Origin of the sequence: Brevundimonas sp. BH3 (assembly GCF_045345115.1) — a bacterium.
In the GTDB taxonomy this organism is placed as follows: domain Bacteria; phylum Pseudomonadota; class Alphaproteobacteria; order Caulobacterales; family Caulobacteraceae; genus Brevundimonas.
Map to the genome: position 1 here is coordinate 14,206 of NZ_CP150797.1, position 14,700 is coordinate 28,905.

At 60.5% G+C, this 14,700-nt stretch carries 16 protein-coding genes; 7 read left to right on the plus strand and 9 right to left on the minus strand.

Annotated elements, in window-relative coordinates:
- Positions 1-28 precede the first annotated feature (28 nt).
- Positions 29-775 (minus strand): class A beta-lactamase, encoded by a 747-nt coding sequence (gene bla, locus WEU32_RS14810; protein WP_342482093.1) that lies wholly within the window; start codon positions 773-775, stop codon positions 29-31.
- Between the two features lie 303 nt (positions 776-1,078).
- On the opposite strand from bla, the gene WEU32_RS14815 reads away from it, so the two are divergent.
- From WEU32_RS14815 to WEU32_RS14840, 6 genes are all read left to right on the plus strand, one after another.
- A complete protein-coding gene (locus WEU32_RS14815; RefSeq protein ID WP_158386864.1) occupies positions 1,079-1,942 on the plus strand; it encodes a LysR family transcriptional regulator in 864 nt (287 codons plus the stop codon).
- Positions 1,943-2,530: 588 nt separating this feature from the next.
- Positions 2,531-3,469, plus strand: coding sequence for an IS5 family transposase (locus WEU32_RS14820; RefSeq protein ID WP_179841231.1), 939 nt, complete (start codon positions 2,531-2,533; stop codon positions 3,467-3,469).
- Between the two features lie 259 nt (positions 3,470-3,728).
- On the plus strand, positions 3,729-4,931 hold the full coding sequence (locus WEU32_RS14825; protein ID WP_342482095.1) for a PepSY-associated TM helix domain-containing protein: 1,203 nt from the start codon (positions 3,729-3,731) through the stop codon (positions 4,929-4,931).
- Complete coding sequence (locus WEU32_RS14830) at positions 4,931-5,146, plus strand: hypothetical protein (protein WP_062126525.1); 216 nt, start codon at positions 4,931-4,933, stop codon at positions 5,144-5,146. Before WEU32_RS14825 ends, WEU32_RS14830 begins: the two co-directional genes overlap by 1 nt.
- Positions 5,124-5,900, plus strand: a complete 777-nt coding sequence (locus tag WEU32_RS14835) for an energy transducer TonB (RefSeq protein WP_063113157.1) — start codon at positions 5,124-5,126, stop codon at positions 5,898-5,900. Before WEU32_RS14830 ends, WEU32_RS14835 begins: the two co-directional genes overlap by 23 nt.
- On the plus strand, positions 5,897-6,337 hold the full coding sequence (locus tag WEU32_RS14840; RefSeq protein WP_062126531.1) for a hypothetical protein: 441 nt from the start codon (positions 5,897-5,899) through the stop codon (positions 6,335-6,337). Before WEU32_RS14835 ends, WEU32_RS14840 begins: the two co-directional genes overlap by 4 nt.
- Here WEU32_RS14840 and WEU32_RS14845 read toward each other — a convergent pair.
- The 4 genes from WEU32_RS14845 to WEU32_RS14860 all read right to left on the minus strand — a co-directional run bounded on the left by WEU32_RS14845 (position 6,332) and on the right by WEU32_RS14860 (position 9,132).
- Positions 6,332-6,604 (minus strand): WGR domain-containing protein, encoded by a 273-nt coding sequence (locus tag WEU32_RS14845; protein ID WP_062126535.1) that lies wholly within the window; start codon positions 6,602-6,604, stop codon positions 6,332-6,334. The genes WEU32_RS14840 and WEU32_RS14845 overlap by 6 nt on opposite strands.
- 211 nt (positions 6,605-6,815) lie before the next feature.
- Positions 6,816-7,649, minus strand: a complete 834-nt coding sequence (locus tag WEU32_RS14850) for an APH(6)-I family aminoglycoside O-phosphotransferase (RefSeq protein ID WP_342482096.1) — start codon at positions 7,647-7,649, stop codon at positions 6,816-6,818.
- Complete coding sequence (aph(3'')-Ib, locus tag WEU32_RS14855; RefSeq protein ID WP_001082319.1) at positions 7,649-8,452, minus strand: aminoglycoside O-phosphotransferase APH(3'')-Ib; 804 nt, start codon at positions 8,450-8,452, stop codon at positions 7,649-7,651. Before aph(3'')-Ib ends, WEU32_RS14850 begins: the two co-directional genes overlap by 1 nt.
- Before the next feature lie 65 nt (positions 8,453-8,517).
- Positions 8,518-9,132, minus strand: coding sequence for a recombinase family protein (locus WEU32_RS14860; RefSeq protein ID WP_000904906.1), 615 nt, complete (start codon positions 9,130-9,132; stop codon positions 8,518-8,520).
- A gap of 125 nt (positions 9,133-9,257) precedes the next feature.
- On the opposite strand from WEU32_RS14860, the gene WEU32_RS14865 reads away from it, so the two are divergent.
- On the plus strand, positions 9,258-12,143 hold the full coding sequence (locus WEU32_RS14865) for a Tn3 family transposase (RefSeq protein ID WP_006473469.1): 2,886 nt from the start codon (positions 9,258-9,260) through the stop codon (positions 12,141-12,143).
- 393 nt (positions 12,144-12,536) lie between these two features.
- On the opposite strand, the gene WEU32_RS14870 is transcribed toward WEU32_RS14865, so the two are convergent.
- From WEU32_RS14870 to WEU32_RS14885, 4 genes are all read right to left on the minus strand, one after another.
- Positions 12,537-12,692 carry a hypothetical protein gene (locus WEU32_RS14870; RefSeq protein ID WP_406853499.1) on the minus strand — a complete coding sequence of 52 codons (156 nt, stop codon included), beginning with the start codon at positions 12,690-12,692 and terminating at the stop codon, positions 12,537-12,539.
- Positions 12,693-12,771: 79 nt separating this feature from the next.
- A complete protein-coding gene (locus WEU32_RS14875; RefSeq protein WP_342482098.1) occupies positions 12,772-12,978 on the minus strand; it encodes a hypothetical protein in 207 nt (68 codons plus the stop codon).
- On the minus strand, positions 12,979-13,887 hold the full coding sequence (locus tag WEU32_RS14880) for a DUF2493 domain-containing protein (protein ID WP_342482099.1): 909 nt from the start codon (positions 13,885-13,887) through the stop codon (positions 12,979-12,981).
- Positions 13,888-14,208: 321 nt separating this feature from the next.
- Positions 14,209-14,673, minus strand: coding sequence for a hypothetical protein (locus WEU32_RS14885; protein WP_342482100.1), 465 nt, complete (start codon positions 14,671-14,673; stop codon positions 14,209-14,211).
- Positions 14,674-14,700: the final 27 nt, after the last annotated feature.

Here is a 14,700-nt window from a genome sequence, read left to right on the forward strand (position 1 = left end):
CCAGGTGCGATCAGCAGGCCGCCCTGCGCTATTGCGCCTGATACTGTCGCGCCGCCAACACAGCGCGGGCGACCTGGGCGATGGCGGCATCGCGCTGCTCGGGGCGGGCTGTGGACTGTGTGAGGTAGCAACTCACCAGTACCGGGGCGCCGCCTGCCGGTGGCCACAGCACCCCAATGTCGTTCGCGGTGCCACTGCTGCCAGAGGTGCCCGTCTTGTCGCCCACTTTCCAACCTGGTGCGCCTGCCCGCAGGCGTTGGTCCCCCGTGCTGGTCTCGATCAGCCAGCGTTGTAGCGTTGCGCGTGATGAGGGTGACAGTGAATTGCCCAGGACCAGCCGTTGCATGGTATGAAGCATGGCAAGTGGTGTGGTGGTGTCGCGCTCATCGCCCACGGTGGCTTCGTTTAATGAGGGCTCATTGCGATCCAGTCGTGTGATGGAGTCCCCTTGCGAGCGCAGCCAAGCCGTCAGCGCAGCGGGGCCGCCATGGCGTGCAAGCAGCACGTTGGCTGCGGAGTTGTCGCTCAGGCTCACTGTCGCGGCGCACAGCTCGCCCACGGTCAGCCCGCCCCGTGCACCCGCTTTCGGGCCGCTGACGGGGGAATACTCCACCAGCTCCGCCTCGGAGTACTGCACGCGTGCGTCCAAGCGCTCACGACCTTGGTCGACCAGTGCCAGCACCCAGGCCGCCAAGGGGAGCTTGAAAGTGCTGCACATGGCAAAGCGTTCGTCCTGTCTCCACCCCAGTGCCAGGCCACTGCCTGTGTCCAGCATTGCCACACCCAGGCGGCCTTGCGCGTCCTGTTCAATTGCGCCATGGCGTGGGACCAGTGGCGCTCGGTTTTCGCCGCAGCACTGGGGCCTGCGGCGCATCCGGCCAGAGACCCGATGGCGGTCCATGCCAAACCCAAGGAAAACTGTCTTCTTTGTATCATCGTGATCCACCTTTCAAAAAGAAGATGCCAATGGTATGACTTCGATGCGGACGCGACCAACGGTAATAATTGCGGGAAGCCATTAGAAAAACTTGTAACTGAAGCCTGGGCCCACTGGCAAGGTCGGGTCTTCCAACATCCCATGCATCTGCCCCTGAACGCCTTGCGCGCCTTTGAAGCCTCGGCCCGGCACCTGAACCTGACGCACGCGGCACAAGAGCTGCACGTGACCCAGACGGCCGTGAGCCAACATATCCGCAACCTGGAGACCCATGTGGGCAAGCCCTTGTTCCGGCGGCTGCCGCGTGGATTGGCGCTGACGGACGAGGGGCAAGCGCTGCTGCCGGCGGTCGCACAAGCGTTTGGATCGTTGCAGCGGGCCTTGGAACAGCTGGCGGATAGCCGTCCACGCGAAGTGCTCACCGTCGGTGTGGTGGGGACGTTTGCCGTCGGGTGGCTGATGCCACGTTTGCGTGAATTCCAGGCGCAGCACCCGTTTGTTGACCTGCGCCTGCTCACCAACAACAACCGCGTCGACATGGCAGGTGAGGGGCTGGATTACGCCATCCGCTTCGGTGATGGGGCGTGGCATGGTACACAGTCAGATCAGATCCTGGAAGTCCCCCTTTCGCCGATGTGCACACCCGGTATGGCGCGTGGGCTGGTCAGCCCCGCAGACCTCGCGATACTTCCGTTGCTGCGAACCTACCGTGCCGATGAGTGGTCGGACTGGTTCGCCGCGGCCGGATTGGCATGCCCGGTGTTGCGTGGGGCCGTGTTCGACTCATCGTTGACGCTGGCAGAAGCGGCAGCCCAAGGCGCGGGTGTGGCGCTGCTGCCTGTCAAGCTGTTCGTGCGGGATGTGAGCCAGGGGCGCTTGGTGCAGCCATTCGCCCTCGAACTGTACAAAGGGGCCTATTGGCTCACGCGGCTGCAATCACGGACCCCCACGACCGCGATGCAGGTCTTTCGGGAATGGCTGCTAGCCCAGATGGAGGCAGGCTAGATCCTGTTGCGCATGCCTCGAATCGGCTGAGCCAGTCACTCTTGCATGTGCCGTGCACTTCAATGTGCGCCAGGCAGTGGGAGCCTCAACACCGCACTGCTGTGCAGCACTGAGCGGCATGGACCCATACGCAGGGCCAGCCCGTGCGGGGTGTGTGAACTCCACATCGCCGCTGGAATGACACGCAAGTGCGTTGTAGCGCAGCGTACCAATCGGCTGGCGGTTGCGCTTGGGTGCTGTCTTGTCGGGCGATCAGCCGTGTGATCCTGCTTCTGCCCAGCAGGCGACAAGCCTGTGTGCAGTCCCTGCCATCGCCTGGCGCAGCGACCAGACATCAAAATGGGCTCTAGCCTAAGCAGGGTGGTCGCTAAAAGCTATAGAAACCAAAGCGGCCGGGCGAATTGCAGCATAGCGCAGTCCAGCACTAAAACACCCTAAAAACCAGTGTTTGGGCGCAGGGTAAAGCTGCTCGGCATCCATCTTGGATCTTTAAATTGATAGCGTTTGATCAAGAAGCTTTAATGATGTCTCTGCCTTTGACAGGCGTTGTTGCATAAAACCAGCGGCAACAGCTGGTAGGGTGACGTCATGAGTGAAAGTAAGCGCCCGCGTGGCAAGTACAAGACGACAAACTGGGCGGACTACAACGCCTCACTCAAGGCCAGAGGTTCCCTGACAGTTTGGCTGGACAAGGACATGCAGTGGTACGCCACTGTCAGCGGCAAACGTGGTCGTCAACGCACCTTCTCCGATGCGGCAATCCAGTTCTGCCTGAGCATCAAATGCTTGTTCGGACTGGCCCTGCGTCAAAGCTTGGGGCTGGTCGAAAGTCTGTTGCGCTTGGCGGGCCTGGACTGGCGGGTGCCAGACTTCAGCACCGTGTGCCGGCGCCAGAAAGACTTGAGCGTTAAGCTGCCTTACCGACCCAGCACAACGGCACTGGATTTGCTGGTCGACAGCACCGGCATCAAGTTCCTGGGTGAAGGCGAATGGAAGTGTAAAAAGCACGGTGCCGAATACCGGCGCCAGTGGCGCAAAGTACACTTGGCCATTGATGCCCGCACGCTGGACATCCGTGCCATCGAGGTCACTGACAACGGCACGGGCGATGCGCCCATGTTGCCGGAACTTCTCAGCCAGATACCGCCAGATGAACCCATTGCCAGTGTCGGCGGCGATGGTGCTTACGACACCAAGGCATGCCATGCAGCGATAGCGCTGCGCAATGCGCAAGCCATCATCCCGCCACGCAAGAATGCGCGAGCATGGAAGGGCACGCAAGCCGGGGCGAGCTCACGCAACGAAGCCCTGCGTGCCTGCCAGCGGCTGGGTCGCCGGATTTGGAAGAAGTGGAGCGGGTACCACCGACGCAGCCTGGTGGAGACGAAGATGAATTGCTTCAAACGACTGGGCGAGCGGGTCATGGCCAGGACGTTCGAGCGTCAGGTGACGGAGTTGCACATCCGCGTGGCGCTGCTCAACCGATTCAGCCAACTCGGGCGCCCGGTGACAGTGGCCTTGGAGTAAGTCCGTCTGGGGTTGGGGTCATGCCGTCTCCGACGGGAGTTGTGCAACAAGGCCCCACCGATGGCAACGGAAACTATTTGCGCCAAGGTGGATATGCGACACTCGACCTGCGCGCCGCATACAAGATTACGGATCGGCTCACAGCGTCTGTGAATGTGACTAACGTAACCGACACCCATTATCTGATCCTAGAAAGTCCTTATGGTGGCTTCTATGGCGATCCTCGCAAAGCGCTGTTCTCCCTGCGCTATAGCATGTGATGGGTAGCCAGGCCGTGCGGTCACATGACAAGATTCGCGCTTGGGCCTCGATCCATAAGTGGGCGAGCTTGATCTGCACGGCCTTCCTGCTGCTGATCTGTCTGTCGGGGCTTCCGTTGCTGTTCAGTCGGGAAATCCATCATCTGACCGATACGGCCGTCTATGCGGAGATGCCGGCCGGCGCCCCCCGCCAGTCGCTCGATCGACTGGCGGGGCAGGCAAAGCGCATGTTTCCCCGCGAGATCGTCACCTCGATCTATGCCGACGATGAGGAGCCGCAGGTCTATGTCTGGATGGCGCCGTCCTTCGCGGCACAGCAGGCCAATCCGAAGGTCGCGCACTTCGTCCGCTTCGACGCTCATACGGGCGGGGTTATTGGTCGATCGACCCCGCCCGGTCAGCAGCAACGGACCTTTATGAACTGGATGCAGGGGCTTCACGAAGACCTGTTCGCCGGCTTGGTCGGCGAGCTGTTCCTTGGAACGATGGGCCTGCTGTTCGTCATTGCCATCGTCTCCGGCGTCCTTCTCTATGGTCCCTTCACCCGAAAAATGGATTTCGGCGCGGTGCGAACCGGGCGCTCCCGCCGCGTGCGCTGGCTCGACCTTCACAACCTGCTCGGCATCGTCACGCTAACCTGGGTGTTTGTCGTCGGCACAACGGGCGTGATGAACGAACTTTCGACGCCGCTGTTCGCTATATGGCAGCGGACTGACGTGGCGGCCATGCTGGCGCCCTGGCGGGGGAAGCCAACGCCCCGGCCTGATGAGCTGTCCTCGCCGCAAGCGGCGGCCGATACCGCGCTACGCGCGCTACCCGGCATGATCGTCACCAGCATCACTTTTCCCGGCGACGACTATGGCAGCCCCTATCACTATTTGCTTTGGGCGCATGGCAGCACGCCGCTTACCGCGCAGCTATTCAGCCCGGTTCTGGTCGATGCCCGCACCGGCAAGCTGACGGCTGTGGTGAAGATGCCGTGGTATCTGCGCGCCCTTGAGATTTCTCGCCCGCTCCATTTCGGAAATTATGGCGGGATGCCGCTCAAGATCATCTGGGCGCTGCTCGACCTCGTAACGATCGTGGTGCTGGGGAGCGGCCTCTATCTGTGGGCGGCCAAGCGCAAGCGCGCGCCGGCCGAAACGCAACGCGATCCGCACGCGCCGGCGCCCCCCCTCGATCGGCTAGAGGCGGCCGAGTGATGAAACGGCATCGCTCCACCTTTCGCCGTCAATGGTCGTGGCCGATCGCCCTCGCGGCGCTGACCCTGTTCGGCTTGCTCTCGGCGCTGTTCGGCGAAGGCGGCATCTGGTGGTGCCTGTCGTGGGCGGCGCTGGCGATCCCGCTGCTGGTGATCGCGCGCCACGTCCTGCGACCGACAGGGAGGCCGCAACATGCTCGCCACCATGCGCCCTGACGGCGACGACGCGCGCCAGGCGCGCGACGATGCCGAAACGCTGCCGATCGTGCTGCCGCTCCCGGTCGAGCGGCATCCCTATGCCCCGCCGCCCGAACACAAGATATTCGGCTTTCTCGGCACATGCCTGGTCTTTGCCGTGGCCTTCGCCGGCCTGCTCCTGACGTTCGAGCATCATTTCAACCCGCCGCCGCCCTCGGCGCCGCTGGTGGTGAGCCTGCTTCCGCTCGCCTCGCCGCCCGAGACGCCGCCCAAACCGAAAGAGGCGCCCAAGCCGGTCGAGAAGCACCAGCGCCAGCCCACGCCGCAAAAGGTCGTGCCGGTCGAGCGTCCGATCATCCCGGTCCCGACGATCGCGCCGCCCCCACCCGCGCCAGCGGTGAAGCCCGTCGATCCGACGCCCCCGCAACCGGAAACCGCCGCGCCCAAGACGGCGCCGGCGCCCCCCGCGCCGCAGGTATCGAGCAACGCGCCCGATACGTGGGAGGGCCGCGTTCTCGCCCGCTTGCAGAAATACCAGCGCTATCCCGGCGCGGCGAAGAGCGCCCGCCAGCAAGGCGTCGCCTATATCCGGTTCCGGATGAACCGCGACGGCCATGTGCTATCCTCGTCGCTGGTGCGGAGTTCCGGCTTCCCGGCGCTCGATCAGGCCGCGCTCGACACGCTGCGCCGCGCTGATCCGCTCCCCAAGATTCCGCCCGAACGGCCCGACGAAATCGAGCTGGTAGTGCCTGTGGAGTTCCTATTACGTTGAGCGCGCCCTTCTCCCCGATCGCGCTGCGTCGCCGCCCCGCGCTCGAACGCCGCGCCCTCGCCATGCTGCGCGGCGACGAACAGCATTTCCATGCCGATGAAGATGCCCGCGCCTCGGAGCCGTCGCGCCAGGCCGCGAAGTCGCAAGCGCTGTTCTTCGCCGAGCTGCGCCGCGTGGCGGCCCGCCACGGCATCACCGTGCTGCCGCCCGGTTCCCGCCTCGTCGGCGAGGGCGAAATGCTGCTGCTGACGTGGCTCGCGCAGGAACAGCGTATCACCAGCCACGGCCGCGCCATCCCGGCCGATCCGCTGCTGATCGCGGCCGTCGCCCGCTGCGCAGGCCTGCTCGATGCGCTCGGCATCCATCTCGGCCCGAATACCCTCTATGGGGCGCGGCTGCGCGGAAATCACGCGAGCGGGGCCGGGTCCGCCCTATAGCGGCCGATAGGCGACGCCGATCCGGTTCTCGGCCGAGTTGCGCCGGCGCAAGGTCGCGGCGATATGGCGCTCGGCCGCCTCGCGATCGGCGAAGGCGTGGGAACGGGCCTGACCGCGCGCGCCGATCCGGCCCCAGCGGGTTTCCACCAAGATCATGCCGAACAGGTCGAGGCTCGCGGTGATGCTGTAGCCGCGCCGGACGTTGCGGGCCGGGTCAAGCGCCACCAGCTCGATCGGATCACAAAGCGGGAGAGCTGCGCCATTCATGGCGCAAAGCCTACAAAATCAGGCCCGCGAAGTCCGGCGACATTCCTGAATCAGTGCGGGGGCGGTGATTCACAAAAGCGATCAGCGCGCCCGTGGTGCAGATTTGGGGTCGTTTGCGGGAGAGGGCGAAATCCTACGCTAAGGCTTTGGCCAACGATATTCTCCGGTAAGATTGATGTGTTCCCAGGGGATAGGAGAAGTCGCTTGATATCTAGTATGACGTCTGTCGCACCTGCTTGATCGCGGCCGCGATAGCTAGATCGCGTTGCTCCTCTTCTCCATCCGCGTTCCAAGCTGCGGAAAGGCACCCATAAGCGTACGCCTGGTCGAGCAGGCGACGCGGATCGACGTCCAGCGCACGAGAGAATGCGTCCGCCATCTGTGCAATGCGTCTAGGATCGAGACAAAGGTCGTCTCTGTCAGCCGGATCGTAGAACATATTGGCGGCGCCAAAGCCCACTTCACCGACCAGACCGACGGGATCTATCACCAGCCAGCCGCGACTGGAGAACATGATGTTTTCATGATGCAGATCGCCATGTAGCCCACGCAGTTCCGAGGCATTGCTCATCATTTGATCGGCTATAATCGCCGCGTGGACGTAGTCAGTTTGACAACCTGCGTTTTGATCATCGCGCGCCCGCTGAAACAAAGCTGCAAAGCGATCCCGGATCGGGAGAAGGGCAGAAGGCAGGGGTTCCTCAGATGCGGCATACAGCTTCGCCATTAGTTCCGCTGCAATTTCGGTCGCCTGGTAGTCGCCGTGCTCGGCAACGATGTGAGAGAGCATTCGCTCCCCGGCATATTCGAGCAACATCAGATTGTTCTCACGACCGAGCAACCGGACTGCTCCCCCATTGCGCCATACCAGATAGTCGGCCCCGCGCAGTTCATCAGCAATGTCTTCTATAGGTTTCAATCCCTTGACGATTGCAGGAGTCCCGTCTGGCAATGAAACTTTCCAAACGAGGCTGGAAAAGGTGTCCGCAATGAGAACAGGTTGCGAAACGTGCCAATGAGCAGGAAAAACAGGCGGCATGAACATCAACCCCAAGTCAGAGGGTCCAATCGCAGATAGAAGGCAAGGCGTTCGCGGTCGGGGGCTTCGATCCCCAATACATTGAATAGGACAGCGAAGGCGCGCTCTGCTTCATCTGGCGCTGCCCAGTTCTCTTCGGCGTTAGCAATCATGAGTGCCAAATCGGCATAGCGATCTGCTGTTCCGAGCCGCCCAAGGTCGATCAGACCCGTGCATTGAAGAGTTTTAGGGTCCACCATGAAGTTCGGCATGCAGGGATCACCATGGCAAACAACCATATCGGTGCGCTCTTGGTCGAGCCGCACCGGTAGCTCTCGTTCGACACGAGCCAAAAGATCGAGCTGCGGCGTACTCTTGTCCTCGTCCGGTAAGAAGTCGGGATTGACGGCATTGCGGGACACCACATCAACGGCGCGTCCGAACATTCGCGACAGCCTGCGCTCAAACGGACATTGATCAACCGATAGGCTGTGAACAGCGCCAAGTTGCTGCCCCATTGACGGCCACGCTTTGAGCAAATCCGCTCCAGACAGATCAGCCGCCGGTACTCCCGGAATTGCCGTTATCACCAAGCATGCACCCTCCTGTTCCTCCTGCCAGTTGATCACCTCGGGGCAAGCCACACCTCGACCTTTGAGCCAAATGAGGCGGTCACGCTCTCCAGCGAGCTCACCGCGGCGGGAAGCAGGTGCGATTTTCGCGAAGGCATGCCCGTCACCACGTCGAAAAACAAAATCACCAGATTCTCCGCCTCTGACAGGCAACCAGTCAGAATGCGATTCACCAAAAAAAATATTAGTTCGATTCAATGGAGGTTCCTTCAGTTTTCTGATGAAGCGCGGAGGTGGCTCAACCTGCGAAAAGAAACGAGTTGCTACGTAAGTCCGAGAACATGCTTTCCATGGTCTCTGAGCTCGCCTTTGGGACCGACATATCGGTAGAGAGTGACGCGCTCGATGCCGAGTTCCTTGCAGAGATCGGAAACTGAAGTATCGCGCTGGGCCATGGCGGCTTGCGCGAGACGCACCTGAGCTTTGGTGAGCGCGAATTTTCGTCCGCCCTTGCGACCGCGCGCTCTCGCGGAGGCGAGACCCGCCATGGTGCGCTCTCGGATCAGATCCCGCTCGAACTCGGCCAAGGTGGCGAAGATTCCGAACACCATGCGACCGGACGCAGTCGTGGTGTCGATCTGAGCGCCCTTTCCAGTCAGAACCCGCAGGCCGATCTTGCGGTCTGACAGCTCCTTCACCGTGTTGACCAGATGGGCAAGCGATCGTCCGAGGCGATCGAGCTTCCAGACCACCAGCACATCGCCGTCACGCAATGACTTGAGGCAGGCAGTCAAGCCAGGGCGATCATCACGACCGCCGGAAGCAAGATCATCATAGATATTGTCCCGTTCGACACCTGCGGCGCGCAAGGCGTCGTGCTGCAGGTCGAGAGACTGCGAGCCATCGGCTTTGGAGACGCGGGCATATCCGATCAGCATGTATCACAAACGTTGGTTTGAGGCGGCGCTTCGGCCACGATTGCATTGACCTCTGGAAATGTATCTCAACCAGCTTCATAAACAAAGCGTCTTGAACGCTATCAGATTTTGAAAAAGGAACATGTATGCCGCGTCGCGTCACTCTAACCGATCGGCAGAAAGACGCGCTGTTGCGCTTGCCGACTTCACAGACGGATTTGCTCAAGCACTATACGCTGAGTGATGAAGACCTTGGGCATATCAGGCTGCGTCGGCGCGCTCACAACAGGTTCGGCTTCGCCCTGCAATTGTGTGTCCTGCGCTATCCCGGCCGGGTGCTGGCTCCAGGCGAACTGATCCCTGCAGAGGTCATCGAATTTATCGGAGCGCAGCTTGGCCTGGGTGCCGACGATCTCGTAGACTATGCTGCCCGCGAGGAAACACGGCACGAGCATCTTGCCGAGTTACGGGGGCTCTACGGCTTCCGCACCTTCTCCGGACGTGGTGCGAGCGAGCTGAAGGAATGGTTGTTCCGAGAAGCCGAGATGGCGGTGTCGAACGAGGATATCGCCCGTCGCTTCGTAGCCGAGTGCCGACGCACCCGCACTGTCCTTCCCGCGACATCCACGATCGAGCGGCTTTGTGCCGCGGCTCTCGTCGATGCCGAGCGACGCATCGAGACGAGGATCGCCATTCGTCTGCCTATGTCGATCCGAGAACAGTTGCTGGCATTGCTCGAGGAGACGGCTGATGATCGGGTGACCCGTTTTGTGTGGCTGCGCCAGTTCGAGCCTGGCTCGAACTCTTCGTCGGCCAACCGGCTGCTCGACCGGCTCGAATATCTGCAACGCGTCGATCTCCCCGAGGATCTGCTTGCCGGCGTTCCTGCCCATCGGGTGACTCGTCTGCGCAGGCAGGGTGAACGGTATTATGCCGACGGCATGCGCGATCTCCCGGAGGACAGGCGGCTTGCGATCTTGGCTGTTTGCGTCTCGGAATGGCAGGCGATGTTGGCCGACGCAGTGGTCGAAACCCACGACCGGATCGTCGGCCGTCTCTACCGTGCTTCGGAGCGTATTTGCCATGCAAAGGTCGCAGACGAAGCGGGGGTGGTGCGTGACACCCTGAAATCCTTCGCCGAGATCGGGGGCGCCCTGGTCGATGCACAGGATGATGGCCAGCCGCTGGGCGACGTCATCGCGAGCGGATCAGGGTGGGACGGCTTCAAAACCCTTGTTGCAATGGCAACCAGGCTCACCGCCACCATGGCCGACGATCCGCTCAACCATGTGCTCGACGGTTATCACCGCTTCCGCCGATACGCTCCACGCATGTTGCGCCTGCTCGATCTGCGAGCTGCGCCCGTTGCACTGCCGCTTCTGGAAGCGGTGACGGCCCTTCGTACCGGTTTGAACGATGCCGCGATGACCAGCTTCTTGCGGCCCAGCTCGAAATGGCATCGCCACCTTCGGGCCCAGAGGGCTGGCGACGCTCGCCTATGGGAGATCGCGGTGCTGTTCCATCTGCGCGATGCGTTCCGCTCCGGAGATGTCTGGCTTACTAGGTCCCGGCGCTATGGCGATCTGAAACACGCACTCGTTCCGGCACAAGCCATCGCGGAAGGCGGTCGTCTCGCTGTGCCATTGCGGCCGGAGGAATGGCTGGCAGACCGGCAAGCTCGCCTCGACATGCGGTTGCGCGAGCTTGGCCGTGCCGCTCGCGCAGGCACGATCCCGGGCGGGTCGATTGAAAACGGCGTTCTGCATATCGAGAAACTCGAAGCCGCCGCGCCGACAGGCGCCGAAGATCTGGTGCTCGATCTCTACAAGCAGATCCCGCCCACGCGCATCACCGATCTCCTGCTGGAGGTGGATGCGGCGACCGGCTTCACCGAAGCGTTCACCCATCTGCGCACAGGAGCACCCTGCGCTGACCGGATCGGGCTAATGAACGTTATCTTGGCGGAAGGGATCAACCTCGGCTTGCGCAAAATGGCGGATGCGACAAACACCCACACCTTCTGGGAATTGATCCGCATTGGACGGTGGCATGTCGAGGGCGAAGCCTATGACCGGGCGCTGGCCATGGTGGTCGAGGCACAGGCAGCGTTACCCATGGCCCGGTTCTGGGGCATGGGCACGTCGGCTTCGAGCGACGGACAGTTCTTCGTCGCTACAGAGCAAGGTGAGGCCATGAACCTGGTCAACGCGAAATATGGCAATACCCCGGGCCTGAAAGCCTATAGCCACGTCTCCGACCAATATGCGCCGTTCGCAACCCAGGTGATTCCTGCAACGGCAAGCGAAGCGCCTTACATCCTCGATGGCCTGCTGATGAACGATGCTGGACGCCATATCCGCGAGCAGTTCACCGACACGGGCGGCTTCACCGATCACGTCTTTGCCGCATGTGCCATTCTCGGCTACCGGTTCGCTCCGCGCATCCGCGACCTGCCATCCAAACGGCTCTACGCGTTCAATCCGTCGGCCGCCCCGGCGCACCTGCGAGCGTTGATCGGCGGAAAGGTCAACCAAGCCATGATCGAGCGCAATTGGCCCGACACCCTGCGCATCGCCGCCACCATTGCTGCCGGGACCGTCGCGCCAAGCCAGATTCTGCGGAAACTCGCCTCCTATCCGCGGCAGAACGAGCTCGCGACAGCCCTGCGGGAAGTCGGTCGCGTCGAGCGCACCCTGTTCATGATCGACTGGATTCTGGATGCCGAACTCCAACGGCGTGCCCAGATCGGGCTCAACAAAGGCGAAGCTCATCATGCGCTGAAGCGGGCAATCAGCTTCCACCGCCGCGGTGAAATCCGCGACCGTTCCGCCGAAGGCCAGCATTACCGCATCGCCGGCATGAATCTGCTCGCCGCCATCATCATCTTCTGGAACACCATGAAGCTCGGCGAGGTCGTTGCAAACCAGAAACGCGATGGAAAGCTGCTATCGCCCGATCTCTTGGCCCATGTTTCGCCGCTCGGATGGGAACACATCAATCTCACCGGAGAATATCGCTGGCCAAAGCCTTAGCGTAGGATTCCGCCCCCTCCCGCAAACGACCCCATTAGGTTTGAAGGCCTCGATGACAGCTTTGATACGGGTGTCCAGATTGCTGAACATTGAGAGAATTGCCTCTTCTTCAGTCACCACTCTTGGACCCATCCTGAACCCGTCCTCACTTCCCATCACCGCCGCCATCGTAATAGGCACCTCAACAGCGAACACCTTCACCCCCACAAACTTCGAAGCATTTCCGGTTTTAACGGAAAGCGAAAAACCCCTTTATCGAAGCCCCATGTCATAGGCCAAATGAGAGGACTGGAGCGCATCTGCGCGAAGCCCGAAATCATTTGCCGCCTAGCGGTTGCCTTGACTTGGGGCCACCACCCGAGGCCGCTGTGCGGCCGAGATGTAATTGTCTCTTCAAGATGTACGGATCGGGCCAATGCCACCGAGGAGCCATACGGCTTCAATCTTGTACAGTTCACATATCGCAAAGATGACTCGGGCGGGAGGGTCGCGGAGCCCTTGCTCATAATTCCGGTAGGCGCTTAATTTCAGTTCAAGACTATTTGCCATTTCGTCTTGAGTTAGAGATTTTATCGATCGGACGGTTGCGAACCGTTTGCCGATCTTGGGTTGGAGTGTCTTTACCAAATTAGTCACAATCCGATTCAGCAAGCATCAAAGCCCGCTCTAGCTTCTCAGGGGTGGGTTCGAAAAATGCGACATCGATGCCGTAAGGATTTGTTGCCCAGACATACCCATCTAAAAATCCAAAGGACCAGCAGTTGATTTCAACGCTATGGCCATCGAGCAATCTCCGAATGGCTTTCGCCATATCGTCGCTGGCAATTTGGGCCATTTATGAAATCTCCATAACGCTAATGCCCTGTTGGCGGGCTTTATCAACGAGGTTATCGCGTACACCATTTCCAGGGCCAGCAATGATGCCGATCGGCTTGGCGGCCAACATTTGATCGTTGCGCTTGAATGGTGCGCTCTTCAGATGCTTTTTGAAGTCAGGTGAGTAAGAAATCTGCGGAACCTTGCGGGCTTGGGCCCAAGCCGATGCGATTTTTGGTGCGCCTGTGTTGTCGCCGGTATGTGCCAGAGTCATGGTCGGATACTTGGCGTGAGCCTTATCCAAGGCTTTCCAGATAGCGTCGTAGTCGTTGTAGTTGGTGCTGGCGATAAATCCGATCATTGGGCCAGTTGGATTATAGGCGTCGTTGTCAGCCTTGCGTCGGGCATTGATGAAGTCGCGCGAGTCCAACATAGCTGCGGTAGCGGTGACGCGGTTGACCTTGCTGCCGTATGCAGGCGTCCAGAGTGAGCCAGTTTGGACAGCGTAGTGATCCGCCGCCATGTCTCGTAGAGCCTCAAAAGCGTTGCGGCGCTCGATCAGGCCCATACCTTCAGCCGTCAATCGCTCCAGTTCTACCGAACGGATCTCAGAACCGTCTTGGATTGCCTGACTGTCACGCTGAGCAACTTCATTGCGGTCAAGGTCAGCATCGAGGCGAGAAACCTTGCGATGGAAAATGTTGACGAAGCCCCACATCACGTCAGCTAGATCTTCTTCAAGGCGGGTGTCCTCAAAGGTGGAGCCAATGGCGTCAAAGACATCGCTCATCGCTTGCTGACAAGCCGCCGTTTCAGGCATCGGGCGACGATCAATCTCGTCGCTGAAGGGACGATATCCAACAACAGTCAGTTCCTCGATCTGTGCGCCGGTGATCGAAGCGTCAGAAATGAAATTACCGTCTGCCATTGGAAACTCCGTGGTTTGAAGCGGGGCGCTTGTGCGCCCGTCACGGGGACCGAGTAGGCACTGGATGGCTGGGCCTTCATCCGAAGGAGCGAAACAGCGTGGAGCACCGCTTTGCGGTTGAAGGAATCCAGACAAGGGCGCTCTCGCCCGGTCTTGTGCCGGTCCCCCTCTAGTGACGGGTACACAAAGCGCCTCTCTCACGCGAAAACGGAGAGCCCCACGGCAGTACGTTTCTTGTCTTGGAGCCGCATAAGCGGCCGCATGAGGAATGAACGGGATGGCTCTTGGCCACCCCGTAAAAGATCGTGTTCAGCCTACGGCTTAGTCCGCGTTTGAGGCATTATCTGACGCAGGTTCAGCCAAGGGCATCGTGGAAGGGTCTATAACGGCCTTGGGCGCTTCACCGTTGGCATGAGCAAGGTGTTGGCCCGCTGTACCTTCCCACTGGTTATTACCGAAGTCGGGTGAGCGCAGCGCAAAATCGACGCTTTGAACCTGTTCAGCAGTTAGGTTGCGGTGAAGGATGCAGGGTAGGTTTGTTTGAAGATGGACCCCTTGGCTCTCCGAATAGAAGGACGTGAAATTTGCATCCTGTCTGATTTGACCGAAAGCATAGTCTTGCAATGCAGGCCTTCCGTCAGGTGTGAAGCATTGGATCGTGGTCATTCGCCCCTTCGGGGCAGGGCGTTCAAATACGCCAAACCGATTGTCGCCCTGATTAAAAATCAGGAAGGCACCGATAGCGACGGCACCGATAGCGTAGATGTCGATTTTGGTAATTGTCACTGAAAGCTCGTCCGTATCTGGCTGTTC

Excerpts from the sequence above, each read along its gene's own strand:
- WEU32_RS14845 (WP_062126535.1), bottom strand. The coding sequence starts at position 6,604 with ATGAATGGCGCAGCTCTCCCGCTTTGTGATCCGATCGAGCTGGTGGCG.
- WEU32_RS14875 (WP_342482098.1), bottom strand. The coding sequence starts at position 12,978 with ATGGCCCAAATTGCCAGCGACGATATGGCGAAAGCCATTCGGAGATTG.
- WEU32_RS14835 (WP_063113157.1), top strand. The coding sequence starts at position 5,124 with ATGCTCGCCACCATGCGCCCTGACGGCGACGACGCGCGCCAGGCGCGC.
- WEU32_RS14870 (WP_406853499.1), bottom strand. The coding sequence starts at position 12,692 with ATGGCAAATAGTCTTGAACTGAAATTAAGCGCCTACCGGAATTATGAG.
- WEU32_RS14865 (WP_006473469.1), top strand. The coding sequence starts at position 9,258 with ATGCCGCGTCGCGTCACTCTAACCGATCGGCAGAAAGACGCGCTGTTG.
- WEU32_RS14825 (WP_342482095.1), top strand. The coding sequence starts at position 3,729 with ATGGGTAGCCAGGCCGTGCGGTCACATGACAAGATTCGCGCTTGGGCC.
- bla (WP_342482093.1), bottom strand. The coding sequence starts at position 775 with ATGCTGGACACAGGCAGTGGCCTGGCACTGGGGTGGAGACAGGACGAA.
- WEU32_RS14850 (WP_342482096.1), bottom strand. The coding sequence starts at position 7,649 with ATGTTCATGCCGCCTGTTTTTCCTGCTCATTGGCACGTTTCGCAACCT.
- WEU32_RS14880 (WP_342482099.1), bottom strand. The coding sequence starts at position 13,887 with ATGGCAGACGGTAATTTCATTTCTGACGCTTCGATCACCGGCGCACAG.
- WEU32_RS14830 (WP_062126525.1), top strand. The coding sequence starts at position 4,931 with ATGAAACGGCATCGCTCCACCTTTCGCCGTCAATGGTCGTGGCCGATC.
- WEU32_RS14815 (WP_158386864.1), top strand. The coding sequence starts at position 1,079 with ATGCATCTGCCCCTGAACGCCTTGCGCGCCTTTGAAGCCTCGGCCCGG.
- WEU32_RS14820 (WP_179841231.1), top strand. The coding sequence starts at position 2,531 with ATGAGTGAAAGTAAGCGCCCGCGTGGCAAGTACAAGACGACAAACTGG.
- WEU32_RS14860 (WP_000904906.1), bottom strand. The coding sequence starts at position 9,132 with ATGCTGATCGGATATGCCCGCGTCTCCAAAGCCGATGGCTCGCAGTCT.